General features: G+C 70.7%; 11 protein-coding genes. 9 read left to right on the forward strand and 2 right to left on the reverse strand.

The window, feature by feature from the left end; all coding sequences use genetic code 11:
- The first annotated feature begins 67 nt into the window (after positions 1-67).
- Positions 68-1,051, forward strand: a complete 984-nt coding sequence (locus tag ACIRYZ_RS17630; protein WP_402944939.1) for a TerC family protein — start codon at positions 68-70, stop codon at positions 1,049-1,051.
- Positions 1,052-1,134: 83 nt separating this feature from the next.
- On the opposite strand, the gene ACIRYZ_RS17635 is transcribed toward ACIRYZ_RS17630, so the two are convergent.
- The gene (locus ACIRYZ_RS17635) at positions 1,135-1,788 is read right to left on the reverse strand and encodes an MBL fold metallo-hydrolase (protein WP_402944941.1); all 654 of its coding nucleotides are present in this window, start codon (positions 1,786-1,788) and stop codon (positions 1,135-1,137) included.
- 45 nt (positions 1,789-1,833) lie between these two features.
- Entirely contained in the window at positions 1,834-2,568 is a 735-nt protein-coding gene (locus tag ACIRYZ_RS17640; protein ID WP_402944944.1) for a maleylpyruvate isomerase family mycothiol-dependent enzyme, read from the reverse strand.
- Positions 2,569-2,835: 267 nt separating this feature from the next.
- Here ACIRYZ_RS17640 and uvrA point away from each other — a divergent pair, with 267 nt between their 5' ends.
- From uvrA to ACIRYZ_RS17680, 8 genes are all read left to right on the forward strand, one after another.
- The gene (gene uvrA, locus ACIRYZ_RS17645; RefSeq protein ID WP_402944947.1) at positions 2,836-5,745 is read left to right on the forward strand and encodes an excinuclease ABC subunit UvrA; all 2,910 of its coding nucleotides are present in this window, start codon (positions 2,836-2,838) and stop codon (positions 5,743-5,745) included.
- 115 nt (positions 5,746-5,860) lie between these two features.
- The gene (locus ACIRYZ_RS17650) at positions 5,861-6,304 is read left to right on the forward strand and encodes a Rieske (2Fe-2S) protein (protein WP_402944949.1); all 444 of its coding nucleotides are present in this window, start codon (positions 5,861-5,863) and stop codon (positions 6,302-6,304) included.
- Positions 6,305-6,370: 66 nt separating this feature from the next.
- Positions 6,371-8,410 carry an excinuclease ABC subunit UvrC gene (gene uvrC / locus ACIRYZ_RS17655; protein WP_402944952.1) on the forward strand — a complete coding sequence of 680 codons (2,040 nt, stop codon included), beginning with the start codon at positions 6,371-6,373 and terminating at the stop codon, positions 8,408-8,410.
- Positions 8,411-8,528: 118 nt separating this feature from the next.
- Positions 8,529-9,413: an RNase adapter RapZ gene (gene rapZ / locus ACIRYZ_RS17660; RefSeq protein WP_396536306.1), complete on the forward strand. Its 885-nt coding sequence runs from the start codon at positions 8,529-8,531 to the stop codon at positions 9,411-9,413.
- Between the two features lie 64 nt (positions 9,414-9,477).
- A complete protein-coding gene (gene yvcK, locus ACIRYZ_RS17665) occupies positions 9,478-10,563 on the forward strand; it encodes a uridine diphosphate-N-acetylglucosamine-binding protein YvcK (RefSeq protein ID WP_393026337.1) in 1,086 nt (361 codons plus the stop codon).
- A complete protein-coding gene (gene whiA / locus ACIRYZ_RS17670) occupies positions 10,554-11,534 on the forward strand; it encodes a DNA-binding protein WhiA (RefSeq protein ID WP_188308910.1) in 981 nt (326 codons plus the stop codon). The genes yvcK and whiA overlap by 10 nt, the downstream gene beginning before the upstream one ends.
- A 299-nt stretch (positions 11,535-11,833) precedes the next feature.
- Entirely contained in the window at positions 11,834-12,841 is a 1,008-nt protein-coding gene (gap, locus tag ACIRYZ_RS17675; RefSeq protein WP_393026142.1) for a type I glyceraldehyde-3-phosphate dehydrogenase, read from the forward strand.
- A 152-nt stretch (positions 12,842-12,993) separates the two neighbouring features.
- Positions 12,994-14,196 carry a phosphoglycerate kinase gene (locus ACIRYZ_RS17680; RefSeq protein ID WP_402944956.1) on the forward strand — a complete coding sequence of 401 codons (1,203 nt, stop codon included), beginning with the start codon at positions 12,994-12,996 and terminating at the stop codon, positions 14,194-14,196.
- Positions 14,197-14,198: the final 2 nt, after the last annotated feature.

Consider the following 14,198-nt stretch of genomic DNA (forward strand, 5'->3'; position numbering starts at 1 on the left):
GGCCCGATGGGCGGAAGAGACCTCCGGCAGTGACGACCTGTCTCGCCTAGCTGCCGGAGGAGCAGTCATGGACGTTTCCGTAACCATGTGGGTCACCACGATCGGTGTGCTGATCGCACTGGTGGTGGCCGACTTCTTCATCGGGGGGCGCAAGCCGCACGAGGTCTCGATCAAGGAGGCCGGGATCTGGACGGCCGTCTGGGTCGCTCTGGCGGCGCTCTTCGGCGGGTTCCTCTGGTGGCACTCCGGCGGGCAGCCGGCGGGCGAGTTCTTCGCCGGCTACATCACCGAGAAGTCGCTCAGTGTCGACAACCTCTTCGTGTTCATCCTGATCATGGGCAAGTTCGCGGTGCCCAGGATCTACCAGCAGCGCGTGCTGATGTTCGGTGTGATCATCGCCCTGGTGCTCCGGGCGGTGTTCATCGCGGGCGGCGCGGCGCTGGTCTCCCAGTTCTCCTGGGTGTTCTTCGTCTTCGGCGCCTTCCTGATCTGGACGGCCTGGAAGCTGATCAAGGAGGCCCGGGCCGACGAGGAGGACGAGGAGTTCGAGGAGAACCGCCTGCTCAAGTCGATCACGCAGCGCTTCCCGTCGACCGACAAGTACCACGGTACGAAGCTCTTCATCCGGGAGAACGGCCGCCGGCTGATCACCCCGATGCTGATCGTCATGCTGGCGATCGGCACCACGGACGTGCTGTTCGCCCTGGACTCGATCCCGGCCATCTTCGGCCTCACCCAGGACCCGTACATCGTCTTCACCGCCAACGCCTTCGCCCTGATGGGCCTGCGCCAGCTGTACTTCCTGATCGGCGGCCTGCTGAAGAAGCTGGTCCACCTGAGCTACGGCCTGTCGGTGATCCTCGGCTTCATCGGCGTGAAGCTGGTCCTGCACGCCGCCCACGAGGCCGGCGCGAACGTCCCGGAGGTCGGCATCCCGTTCTCGCTGGGCTTCATCGTGGTGGTGCTGGTCGTGACGACGGTGACCAGCCTGATGGCCTCCAGGAAGCAGCATGAGCAGGCCGAGAAGGAGTCCGAGAAACTCGCCGCATGACCGGAAACCGAACATGCTTGAGCCCCGCCGCCGGATGGCGAATCCGGCGGCGGGGCTCAGTTCTGCGGGTGGCCCGGGTGGGGTCACCAGCCGCGCTCGCGCCATTCCTCCAGGTGCGGGCGCTCGGCGCCGAGGGTGGTGTCGTTGCCGTGGCCGGGGTAGATCCAGGCCTCGTCCGGGAGGACGTCGAAGATCTTCTCGTTGACGTCCCGGAAGAGGGTCTCGAAGGCCTCCGGGTCGCCCCAGGTGTTGCCGACGCCGCCCGGGAAGAGGCAGTCGCCGGTGAAGACGTGCGGGTGGCCCTGCGGGTCGTCGTAGATGAGCACGATCGCGCCCGGGGTGTGGCCGACCAGGTGCCGGACGGTCAGCTCGACGTCGCCGACCCGCAGCTTGTCGCCGTCGGCGAGCAGCAGCTCGGTGGGGACGTCGATGCCCTGGGCGTCGTGCTGGCCGGCGGCGGTGCGGGCGCCGGTGGTGGCGACCACCTCGGCGAGCGCGCCCCAGTGGTCGTGGTGCCGGTGGGTGGTGACCACCGTCTCCAGGTCGTCCCCGACGGTCTCCAGCAGCACCGGGGCGTCGGCGGCGGCGTCGATCAGCAGCTGCTCGTCGGTGGCCCGGCAGCGCAGCAGGTAGGCGTTGTTGTCGTACGGGCCGACGGCCACCTTGGTGATCATCAGGTGGGCCAGCTCCCGCACGTCCGGCGGCCCGCCGACCTTGACCGCTCCGTGGTACGTCATGCGTCCGCTCCTCGTTGTGTCGGTCCTGGGATCATCCTTGCGCGGTCAGCCCATGGGGGGAAGCTGGGGGAGCGCGGTGTCGGGCGTGCGGCGCAGGTCCGCGCCGTCGGAGCGGCCGGAGAGCCAGGCGAGCAGGGCGCGGTGCGGGCCCTCGACGGTCAGCGAGACGGGGCCCGAGCCGATCAGGCCGCGGTCCCCGGTGTCCTCGGCGACCAGCTCGACGGCGGGCAGCTCGTTGCCGTGCAGCTTGATCGCGAGCTTGTGGAACTCGATGACCGCGAACTCCTCCGGCCACTCGGCGGGGGAGTAGCCGCCGTCCAGGTCGACCAGGTGGTACTCCAGTTCGCCGAGGCGCTTCCAGACCAGGTCGCAGGCCGGGAAGACGGCGCCGGAGCGGTGGCGCACGTCGGCGGCCCAGTTCTCGTCGGTCATCAGCGCGGCGGCCGCGGCGAAGCGCTCGTGCGACTCGCGCAGGTCGGCGAGCTGGGTGTCCAGCGGGCGGCCGGCGCCGTCCTCGATCCCCTGGTCGCGGGCCTGCTCGCTGGCGTACTGCGGGATGTCGGTGCCGGTGCGGGCGCCGGCCAGCAGGTTGACCAGGGAGTCGGCGTTGCGGGCGATGTGGGCCAGCACGTGGCCGCGGGTCCAGCCGGGGAGCGCGGAGGGCTCGGTGACGGCCTCCGGCTTCAGCCCGGCGACGGTCTCCAGCATGCGCCGGGTGCTTGCCTCGACCAGGTTCAGTCGCTCGGTGGCTAGAGCGGCGGCGGAGTGCGAGTCGGACATCGAATCTGCCTTCTGTACGAGACGGCGCGTTGCCCGAGGAGGGCTTCGCTCGTTGACCAGGCGACGCTATCGCCGAATCCGCGCCCTGAGCAGGGCCTTTTTCGGTCCGGGTACGGACGGTCCCGAGGGTGGTCTCACTCGTTCGGGTGGACTCCGCTGGACAAAGTCGATATTCGAACGTCTGAGCTATAGGCTGGCTGCCGCATCCTGGAAGAAGACCGAATCTCACCGCAAGCCATCTCGCCCCGGAGAAAGGCGCCAGAAGCAGTGGCCGACCGCCTCATCGTCCGCGGTGCTCGCGAGCACAACCTCAAGAACGTCTCGCTCGACCTGCCCCGCGACTCCCTCATCGTCTTCACGGGCCTCTCCGGCTCCGGTAAGTCCTCGCTCGCCTTCGACACGATCTTCGCCGAGGGCCAGCGCCGCTACGTCGAGTCGCTGTCCTCGTACGCCCGCCAGTTCCTCGGGCAGATGGACAAGCCCGACGTGGACTTCATCGAGGGCCTCTCCCCGGCCGTCTCGATCGACCAGAAGTCCACCAACCGCAACCCCCGTTCGACCGTCGGCACCATCACCGAGGTCTACGACTACCTGCGCCTGCTGTTCGCCCGGATCGGCAAGCCGCACTGTCCGCACTGCGGCCGCCCGATCGCCAAGCAGTCGCCGCAGGCGATCGTGGACAAGGTGCTGGAGCTCGCCGAGGGCACCCGGTTCCAGGTGCTCAGCCCGGTGGTGCGCGAGCGCAAGGGCGAGTTCGTCGACCTCTTCGCCGACCTCCAGTCCAAGGGCTACTCCCGCGCCCGCGTCGACGGCGAGACGATCCAGCTCGCCGAGCCGCCGAAGCTCAAGAAGCAGGAGAAGCACACCGTCGAGGTGGTCGTCGACCGCCTGACCGTCAAGGAGAGCGCCAAGCGGCGCCTCACCGACTCGGTGGAGACGGCCCTGCGGCTGTCCGGCGGCATGGTCGTGCTCGATTTCGTCGACCTCCCGGAGGACGACCCGGAGCGCGAGCGGATGTACTCCGAGCACCTCTACTGCCCGTACGACGACGTGTCGTTCGAGGAGCTGGAGCCGCGCTCGTTCTCCTTCAACTCGCCGTTCGGCGCCTGCCCGGACTGCTCGGGCCTGGGCAACCGGATGGAGGTCGACCCGGAGCTGGTCGTGCCGGACCCGGAGCGCTCGCTGGACGAGGGCGCGATCCACCCGTGGTCGGCCGGGCACGCCAAGGAGTACTTCCAGCGCCTGATCGACGCCCTCGCCGAGGAGCTCGGCTTCCGCACCGACATCCCCTGGGCCGGGCTGCCCGCCCGCGCCAAGAAGGCGCTGCTGTACGGGCACAAGCACCAGGTGCAGGTCCGCTACCGCAACCGCTTCGGCCGCGAGCGCTCGTACAGCACCGGCTTCGAGGGCGCCGTCCCGTTCATCCAGCGCCGGCACACCGAGGCGGAGAGCGACAGCAGCCGCGAGCGCTTCGAGGGCTACATGCGCGAGGTGCCCTGCCCGACCTGCCAGGGCACCCGGCTCAAGCCGGTGGTGCTCGCGGTGACCGTCGAGGACAGGTCGATCGCCGACGTCTCGTCGATGTCGATCAGCGACTGCGCCGAGTTCCTGGGCGCGATGAAGCTCAACGACCGGGACAAGCAGATCGCCGAGCGGGTCCTCAAGGAGGTCAACGAGCGGCTGCGGTTCCTGGTCGACGTCGGCCTGGACTACCTCTCCCTGGACCGCGCGGCCGGCACCCTGTCCGGCGGCGAGGCCCAGCGCATCCGGCTGGCCACCCAGATCGGCTCCGGCCTGGTCGGCGTGCTGTACGTGCTGGACGAGCCGTCCATCGGTCTGCACCAGCGGGACAACCACCGGCTGATCGAGACGCTGGTGCGGCTGCGCGACATCGGCAACACCCTGATCGTGGTCGAGCACGACGAGGACACCATCAAGACCGCGGACTGGGTGGTGGACATCGGCCCGGGCGCCGGCGAGCACGGCGGCAAGGTGGTGCACTCCGGTTCGCTGAAGCAGCTGCTCTCCAACAAGGAGTCGCTGACCGGTCAGTACCTCTCCGGCAAGCGGTCCATCCCGATCCCGGCCGCCCGCCGCGACCGGGACCGGAAGCGCCAGCTGACCGTCCACGGCGCCCGCGAGCACAACCTCAAGGACGTCACGGTCGGCTTCCCGCTCGGCACCCTGACGGCGATCACCGGCGTCTCCGGCTCCGGCAAGTCGACGCTGGTCAACGACATCCTCTACACCCACCTCGCCCGGGAGCTGAACGGCGCCCGCAGCGTGCCCGGCCGGCACACCCGGATCACCGGCACCGACCTGGTGGACAAGGTGGTGCACGTCGACCAGTCGCCGATCGGCCGCACCCCGCGGTCCAACCCGGCCACCTACACCGGGGTGTTCGACCACGTCCGCCGGCTCTTCGCGGAGACCCAGGAGGCCAAGGTCCGCGGCTACCTGCCCGGCCGGTTCTCCTTCAACGTCAAGGGCGGCCGCTGCGAGAACTGCACCGGCGACGGCACCATCAAGATCGAGATGAACTTCCTGCCGGACGTCTACGTGCCGTGCGAGGTCTGCCACGGCGCCCGGTACAACCGGGAGACGCTGGAGGTGCACTACAAGGGCAAGTCCATCGCCGAGGTGCTGGACATGCCGATCGAGGACGCCCTGGGCTTCTTCGAGGCCGTCCCGGCGATCGCCCGCCACCTCCGGACGCTCAACGACGTCGGCCTCGGCTACGTCCGGCTCGGCCAGTCCGCGCCGACGCTCTCCGGCGGCGAGGCGCAGCGCGTCAAGCTCGCCTCGGAGCTGCAGAAGCGCTCCACCGGGCGGACGGTCTACGTGCTGGACGAGCCCACCACCGGCCTGCACTTCGAGGACATCAGCAAGCTGATCAAGGTGCTCAGCGGGCTGGTGGACAAGGGCAACACGGTGATCGTCATCGAGCACAACCTCGATGTGATCAAGACCGCCGACTGGATCGTCGACATGGGCCCCGAGGGCGGCTCCGGCGGCGGCACGGTGGTCGCCGAGGGCACCCCGGAGCAGATCGCGGCCGTCCCGGAGAGCCACACGGGCAAGTTCCTGCGGGACATCCTGCCGGGCGACTTCGCGGACGCCCCGGTCGCCGCCCCCGCCAAGAAGGCGCCGCGCAAGCGGGCCGCCGTCAAGAAGTAGCCGGATCGCGCTCCGCCGCTCCCACCCCGGGAGCGGCGGAGCGCGTGCCGCATAGACTTCCACGGGCCCACCGAGCCGTGGCCCGTCCCGCAGTCGAACCGCCAGGAGCGCACCGATGTCCGAGGCCCCCGAGACCAGCCCCGCCACCTCCCGTCGCACCCTGCTCTGCGGGGCCGCGGCCGTCCTGGCGGCCGGTGGCACCGTGGCGGTCACCGGCTGCAGCTCCTCCGCCGGCTCCTCCGCCCCCAGCAGCGCCCCCAAGGGCCCGGTGGACCTCGGCCCGGCCTCGGCGATCCCGGAGGGCGGCGGCAAGGTCTTCCGCGAGCAGAAGATCGTGGTCACCCAGCCGACGGCGGGCCAGTACAAGGCCTTCAGCGCCAAGTGCACCCACGCCGGCTGCATCGTGGACCAGGTCAAGAAGGAGCAGATCCAGTGCCCCTGCCACGGCAGCCGGTTCGGCATCGCCGACGGCGCGGTGCAGGACGGCCCGGCCCCCAGCCCGCTGCCCGCCTACACCGTCACGGTCGAGGGCGGGAACCTCAAGGTCACCCCGAGCTGAAGCAGTTGAGCGCCTCTCGATTGATCTTGCCCCCGCGGCCCCGACCGCACTCGGTACGGTGGACTCATGGCTGACCCGAGCACCTACCGCCCGGCGCCGGGCGCGATCCCGACCTCCCCGGGCGTCTACAAGTTCCGTGACGCCCACGGCCGGGTCATCTACGTCGGCAAGGCCAAGAGCCTGCGCCCGCGCCTGTCGTCCTACTTCCAGGACCTGGCCGGCCTGCACCCGCGCACCGCGACCATGGTCACCACTGCCGCCTCGGTGGAGTGGACCGTGGTCGGCACCGAGGTCGAGGCGCTCCAGCTGGAGTACTCCTGGATCAAGGAGTTCGACCCGCGGTTCAACGTCAAGTACCGAGACGACAAGAGCTATCCGGAACTCGCCGTCACCCTCAACGAGGAGTACCCGCGGGTCCAGGTGATGCGGGGGGCGCACAAGAAGGGCGTGCGCTACTTCGGCCCGTACGGGCACGCCTGGGCGATCCGCGAGACGGTCGACCTGCTGCTGCGCGTCTTCCCCGTCCGCACCTGCTCCAACGGCGTGTTCAAGCGCGCCCGACAGGTCGGCCGGCCCTGCCTGCTGGGCTACATCGGCAAGTGCGCCGCGCCCTGCGTCGGCAAGGTCTCGGCGGACGAACACCGGGCGCTGGCCGAGGACTTCTGCGACTTCATGGCCGGGCGCGCCGGCAACTACCTGCGCCGGCTGGAAGAGCAGATGCAGGAGGCCGCCGCGGAGATGGAGTACGAGAAGGCGGCCCGGCTGCGGGACGACATCGGCGCCCTCAAGCGCGCGATGGAGAAGAACGCCATCGTGCTCGCCGACGCCACCGACGCCGACCTGCTGGCCGTGGCCGAGGACGAACTCGAAGCCGCCGTGCAGATCTTCCACGTCCGCGGCGGCCGGGTGCGCGGCCAGCGCGGCTGGGTCACCGACAAGGTCGAGGACGTCGACACCGCCGGTCTGGTCGAGCACGCCCTCCAGCAGCTCTACGGCGGGGCCACTCCCGGCGAACGCAGCGAGACCGTCCCGCGCGAGGTGCTGGTCCCGGCCCTGCCCGAACCGGTCGCCCCGGTACGGGAGTGGCTCAGCAGCCTGCGCGGCAGCCAGGTCGACCTGCGCATCCCGCAGCGCGGCGACAAGAAGGACCTGATGGCCACCGTGCAGCGCAACGCCCAGCAGGCGCTGGCGCTGCACAAGACCAAGCGCGCCTCCGACCTCACCACCCGCAGCCGCGCCCTGCAGGAGATCGCCGACGCGCTGGAGCTGGACTCCGTCCCGCTGCGGATCGAGTGCTACGACATCTCCCACCTCCAGGGCGAGGACGTGGTCGCCTCGATGGTCGTCTTCGAGGACGGCCTGGCCCGCAAGAGCGAGTACCGGCGCTTCCAGATCAAGGGCTTCGAGGGCCAGGACGACGTCCGCTCGATGCACGAGGTGATCAGCCGCCGCTTCCGCCGCTACCTCCAGGAGCGCGAGCAGACCGGCGAGTGGGCCGTCCCCGAGGAGGAGCCCGAGGCCGGAACCGGCGCCCGGGACGAGGAGGGGCGCCCCAAGCGCTTCGCCTACCCGCCGCAGTTGCTGGTGGTCGACGGCGGCCAGCCGCAGGTCGCCGCCGCCAAGCGCGCCCTGGACGAACTCGGCATCGACGACGTCGCGCTGTGCGGCCTGGCCAAGCGACTGGAGGAGGTCTGGCTGCCCGGCGAGGACGACCCGGTCGTCCTGCCGCGCTCCAGCGAGGGCCTCTACCTGCTCCAGCGGGTCCGCGACGAGGCCCACCGCTTCGCGATCAGCTATCAGCGCAACAAGCGTTCCAAGCGACTCACCGCCGGGGAACTGGACTCCGTCCCGGGCCTCGGCGAGACTCGCCGCCAGGCGCTGCTCAAGCACTTCGGCTCGCTGAAGAGGCTCCGGGCCGCCACCCTCGACGAACTCTGCGCGGTACCCGGCATCGGACGCCGCACCGCGGAGACTGTTGCGGCGGCGTTGTCGTCCCGTACACCCGCCGCACCCGCGGTCAACACCGCGACCGGCGAGATCATCGAGGACCGGGCCGAGCCGGTGGCCGCAGCACCCCAGACCGCACCATCCCAGGAGACGCCATGACGGCCGACGCCGCCCGTCTGTCGGCGCGCCCCGACTCCGCCCGCCTGTCCGGGACGGGGAAGGGCGGCCGTGCCGTGCGCGTTCTCCCCAGCAGAAAGACCGAGAGCGGGGAACCGAAGTGACCGTGTCAGACGTGGCCGAGAACGCGCCGGAGCTGGTGATCATCTCCGGCATGTCCGGAGCCGGCCGCTCCACCGCCGCGAAGTGCCTGGAGGACCTCGGCTGGTTCGTGGTGGACAACCTGCCACCGGCCCTGATCCCCACCATGGTCGACCTGGGCGCCCGCTCCCAGGGCAACGTCGCCCGGATCGGCGTGGTCGTGGACGTCCGCGGCCGCCAGTTCTTCGACGACCTGCTCACCTCGCTGGACGAGCTGGAGAAGCGCGGCGTCCGCCTCCGGGTGGTCTTCCTGGACTCCTCCGACGAGGCGCTGGTGCGCCGCTTCGAGAGCGTGCGCCGCCCGCACCCGCTGCAGGCCGACGGCCGGATCGTCGACGGCATCGACCAGGAGCGCGACCTGCTGCGCGACCTGCGCGGCGAGGCCGACCTGGTGATCGACACCTCCAACCTCAACGTGCACCAGCTGCGCGCCAAGCTGGACGCCCAGTTCGCCGACCACGACGAGCCCGAGCTGCGCGCCACCGTGATGTCCTTCGGCTTCAAGTACGGCCTGCCGGTCGACGCCGACCTCGTGGTGGACTGCCGCTTCCTGCCCAACCCGCACTGGGTGCCCGAGCTGAGGGCCCGGACCGGCACCGACGCGGACGTCGCCGACTACGTGTTCCAGCAGCCCGGGGCCAACGAGTTCCTGAACGGCTACGCCGAGCTGTTGCGCATCGTGACCGAGGGGTACCGACGGGAGGGGAAGCGCTACATGACGCTTGCCGTAGGCTGCACCGGTGGCAAGCACCGTAGCGTCGCCATGTCCGAGCGTCTGACCAAGCGTCTCATCGCCGACGGAGTCGAGACGGTGCTCGTTCACCGTGACATGGGACGGGAGTAACCGCCGCCTTCCCTGCCGGGCCCCCGGCGGAGCCGGTGGCGGGGCCGAGGAACGCGAGGTGAGTGTGGCGGGATATGTGCCCGGGCGACAGCCGCAGAGCAGGACCGGCGAACGGGCGGGCAGCCCGGCGCCGGGCCGTCCGCGCAGTAGTCCCGCCCGGGCCAATCCGGCGCCTCGGATCACCGCGCTCGGCGGCGGCCAGGGCCTGTCGGCCTCGCTGTCCGCGCTGCGCCGGCTCACCAGCGACCTCACCGCCGTGGTCACCGTCGCCGACGACGGCGGCTCCAGCGGCCGGCTGCGCGAGGAGCTGGGGGTGCTGCCGCCCGGCGACCTGCGCAAGGCGCTGGCCGCGCTGTGCGGGGACGACGACTGGGGCCGCACCTGGTCCGAGGTGATCCAGCAGCGCTTCACCGGCAACGGCGAGCTGGGCGGGCACGCGGTCGGCAACCTGCTGATCGTGGCGCTCTGGGAGAAGCTCGGCGACCCGGTGGCGGCGCTGGACTGGGTCGGCCGGCTGCTGAACGTCCAGGGCCGGGTGCTGCCGATGTCGGCGGTGCCGCTGGACATCGAGGCGAGCGTGCGCGGGCACGACCCGGCCCGCCCCGCCGAGGTCTCGGCTGTCCGCGGCCAGGCCAATGTGGCCGTCACCCCCGGCACCGTGCAGTCGATCCGGCTGCTGCCGGACGAGCCGCCGGCCGTCCCGGAGGCGGTCACGGCGGTCCGCGAGGCGGACTGGGTGGTGCTCGGCCCCGGCTCCTGGTTCACCAGCGTGCTGCCGCACCTGCTGGTGCCCGAGCTGGCCAAGGCGCTGGTCGAGACCCGCGCCCGCCGACTGCTCACCCTCAACCTGGCCCCGCAGCCCGGGGAGACCGAGGGCTTCACCCCGCAGCGTCACCTGGAGGTCATCGCCGACCACGCTCCGGAGCTCGAAGTGGATGCGATCCTGGTGGACGAGCGCGCCGTCTCGGGCGGCGCCTTCGGCCAGGCCGACCTGGACGGTCTGGAGAAGGCCGCCGAACGGATGGGCGCCGCTCTGGTGCTCGGCACGGTGGCCCGCACCGACGGCACCCCGCGACACGACCCGGAGCTGTTGGCAGCCGCGTACGACCGGATTTTCCGGACACATGGAAGGATCGGGCCATGGCGATGACTCCAGCGGTGAAGGACGAGATCAGCCGGCTCCCGGTCACCCGGGCCTGCTGTCGCAAGGCGGAGGTGTCGGCGATCCTGCGGTTCGCGGGCGGACTGCACATCGTGAGCGGCCGCATCGTGATCGAGGCGGAGCTGGACACCGGGGCGGCGGCACGGCGGCTGCGCAAGGACCTGCTGGAGATCTTCGGCCACTCCTCCGACCTCGTGGTGATGGCCCCCGGCGGACTGCGGCGCGGCAGCCGCTTCGTGGTCCGGGTGGTCAAGGACGGCGAGCTGCTCGCCCGCCAGACCGGACTGGTGGACGGCCGCGGGCGCCCGATCCGTGGCCTGCCCCCGGCGGTCGTCTCCGGTGCCACCTGCGACGCCGAGGCGGCCTGGCGCGGGGCCTTCCTTGCGCACGGCTCGCTCACCGAGCCGGGCCGCTCCTCCTCGCTGGAGATCACCTGCCCCGGCTCCGAGGCCGCCCTCGCCCTGGTCGGCGCGGCCCGTCGGCTCGGCATCCCGGCCAAGGCCCGTGAGGTGCGCGGCGTGGACCGGGTGGTGATCCGCGACGGCGACGCGATCGGCGCGCTGCTGACCCGCCTCGGCGCGCACGAGTCGGTGCTCGCCTGGGAGGAGCGCCGGATGCGGCGCGAGGTCCGGGCCACCGCCAACCGCCTGGCCAACTTCGACGACGCCAACCTGCGCCGCTCGGCCCGCGCCGCGGTCGCGGCCGGCGCCCGGGTGCAGCGCGCGCTGGAGATCCTCGGCGAGGAGGTGCCCGAGCACCTGGCTGCGGCCGGCCAGCTGCGGATGCAGCACAAGCAGGCCTCGCTGGAGGAGCTGGGCGCGCTCGCCGACCCGCCGCTGACCAAGGACGCGGTGGCCGGCCGGATCCGCCGACTGCTGGCGATGGCCGACAAGCGCGCCGCCGAACTCGGCCTGCCGAGCACCGAGGCCAACCTGACCGACGAGATGGCGCTCAACTGACGATCACGCTCCGTGAATGCAACACGGCCGGTGTCCGGATGACGGGCACCGGCCGCAGTCGTTTCCGGGCCGGCCGGAACTCCCGAATTGGTAGAGACCACTGGCCCCGCGACCAACTGCCCGCCGGGCCAGGGCCGGACGGCCTGAAATCGGGTTTACGGTGCGCCACGCCAAGTCTCACGAGGTGGCGCGATGTGCCCTCGTCGCGTCGGGAGGGGTAGGGTCATAGGCGGTCGGGGACTTCCCAAATCTCATCCCCGTCGGCTTCGGGCCGGCGTACCTAACGAGGAGATCGGTTCGTGACGATCCGGGTAGGCATCAACGGCTTCGGCCGCATCGGCCGCAACTTCTTCCGCGCGGTCAAGGCCCAGGGCGCGGACATCGAGATCGTCGGTGTCAACGACCTCACCGACACGAAGACCCTGGCTCACCTGCTCAAGTACGACACCACCCTGGGCACCTTCCCGGGCGAGGTCTCGCACACCGAGGACAGCATCACCGTCGACGGCCACACCTTCAAGGTGACCGCCGAGCGTGACCCGGCCAACCTGCCGTGGGCCGCCCTGGGCGCCGACATCGTCGTCGAGTCCACCGGCATCTTCACCAAGGCCGAGGCCGCGAAGAAGCACATCACCGCCGGCGCCAAGAAGGTCATCATCTCGGCGCCCGCCACCGGCGAGGACATCACCGTCGTCCTGGGTGTCAACGACGACAAGTACGACGCCGCCGCGCACCACATCATCTCCAACGCCTCCTGCACCACCAACTGCGTGGCGCCGATGGCCAAGGTGCTGAACGAGAGCTTCGGCATCGTCAAGGGTCTGATGACCACCGTCCACGCGTTCACCAACGACCAGGTGACCCTGGACTTCCCGCACAAGGACCTGCGCCGTGCTCGTGCGGCCTCGCAGAACATCATCCCGACCTCGACCGGTGCCGCCAAGGCGACCGCCCTGGTCCTGCCGGAGCTGAAGGGCAAGCTGGACGGCACCTCGCTGCGCGTCCCGGTCCCGACCGGCTCCATCACCGACCTGGTCGTCACCCTGGAGCGCGAGGTCACCAAGGACGAGGTCAACGCCGCCTTCCAGAAGGCCGCGCAGGAGGGCCCGCTCAAGGGCATCCTGGCCTACACCGAGGACCCGATCGTCTCCTCGGACATCGTGAACGACCCGGCCTCCTGCATCTTCGACTCCCAGCTCACCATGGTCCAGGGCAACCAGGTCAAGGTGCTCGGCTGGTACGACAACGAGTGGGGCTACTCGAACCGCGTCGTGGACCTGGTCGCCCTCGTCGGTGAGCAGCTCTGACGCCGTGGGAGCTGACGTGATGTAGGGGCGAGGGCCCGGACGGCGATACTGAGCCGACCGGGCCCTCGCTCCGCGTACAAGGACTTCTCAGGCGGCCCCTGCGCCGTGCCGCCTCTGCGCATCAACCATCTCCCCGGGAGACCGAAGAACCAGTGAAGACCATCGAAGACCTGGACGTCGCCGGCAAGCGCGTCTTCGTGCGCGCCGACCTCAACGTCCCGCTGGACGGCGAGACCATCACCGACGACGGCCGGATCCGCGCCGTCGCGCCGACCATCGCCAAGCTCCTGGAGCGTGGCGCCAAGGTCGTCGTCGCCTCCCACCTCGGCCGTCCCAAGGGCGAGCCGGACCCGAAGTTCTCGCTCGCCCCGGTTGCCACGCGGCTCGGCGAGATCCTCGGCACGAGCGTCACCTTCGCCGCCGACACCGTGGGCGAGAGCGCCGGGGCCGCCGTTGCCGCGCTGGCCGGCGGCGAGGTCGTGCTGCTGGAGAACCTGCGCTTCAACGCCGGTGAGACCAGCAAGGACGACGCCGAGCGCAAGGCCTTCGCCGAGCAGCTGGCCGCCCTGGCCGACCTGTACGTGGGCGACGGCTTCGGCGCCGTGCACCGCAAGCACGCCTCGGTCTACGACCTGCCGAAGCTCCTGCCGCACGCCGCCGGCGACCTGATCGCCACCGAGGTCGGCGTGCTGAAGAAGCTCACCGAGGAGGTCAAGCGCCCCTACGTCGTCGTGCTCGGCGGCGCCAAGGTGTCCGACAAGCTCGGCGTGATCGACAACCTGCTGAAGAAGGCCGACCGGATCCTGATCGGCGGCGGCATGGCGTACACCTTCCTCAAGGCCAAGGGCCACGAGGTCGGCATCTCGCTGCTGCAGGAGGACCAGGTCCCGGTCTGCCTGGAGTACCTGGCCGAGGCCGAGAAGCGGGGCGTCGAGTTCGTCCTGCCCGTGGACGTCCTGGTCTCCGCCGACTTCCCGGACCTCAAGGGCAAGACCCCGGCCAACCCGGACCTGGTCGCCTCGGACGCGATCCCGGCCGACAAGGAGGGCCTGGACATCGGCCCGAAGACCCGCGAGCTGTACGCGGCGAAGCTGGCCGACGCCGGCACCGTGTTCTGGAACGGCCCGATGGGCGTCTTCGAGCACCCGGACTACGCGAACGGCACCAAGGCCGTCGCGCAGGCCCTGATCGACAGCAGCGCGTTCACCGTGGTCGGTGGCGGCGACTCCGCCGCGGCCGTCCGGATCCTGGGCTTCGACGAGAACGCGTTCGGACACATCTCGACCGGCGGCGGCGCGAGCCTCGAGTACCTGGAGGGCAAGACCCTCCCCGGTCTCGCCGCTCTGGAGGACTGAAA

Source organism: Kitasatospora sp. NPDC101155 (assembly GCF_044768305.1).
Lineage (GTDB): Bacteria > Actinomycetota > Actinomycetes > Streptomycetales > Streptomycetaceae > Kitasatospora.

Excerpts from the sequence above, each read along its gene's own strand:
- ACIRYZ_RS17630 (WP_402944939.1), top strand. The coding sequence starts at position 68 with ATGGACGTTTCCGTAACCATGTGGGTCACCACGATCGGTGTGCTGATC.
- ACIRYZ_RS17635 (WP_402944941.1), bottom strand. The coding sequence starts at position 1,788 with ATGACGTACCACGGAGCGGTCAAGGTCGGCGGGCCGCCGGACGTGCGG.
- ACIRYZ_RS17640 (WP_402944944.1), bottom strand. The coding sequence starts at position 2,568 with ATGTCCGACTCGCACTCCGCCGCCGCTCTAGCCACCGAGCGACTGAAC.
- ACIRYZ_RS17650 (WP_402944949.1), top strand. The coding sequence starts at position 5,861 with ATGTCCGAGGCCCCCGAGACCAGCCCCGCCACCTCCCGTCGCACCCTG.
- uvrC (WP_402944952.1), top strand. The coding sequence starts at position 6,371 with ATGGCTGACCCGAGCACCTACCGCCCGGCGCCGGGCGCGATCCCGACC.
- whiA (WP_188308910.1), top strand. The coding sequence starts at position 10,554 with ATGGCGATGACTCCAGCGGTGAAGGACGAGATCAGCCGGCTCCCGGTC.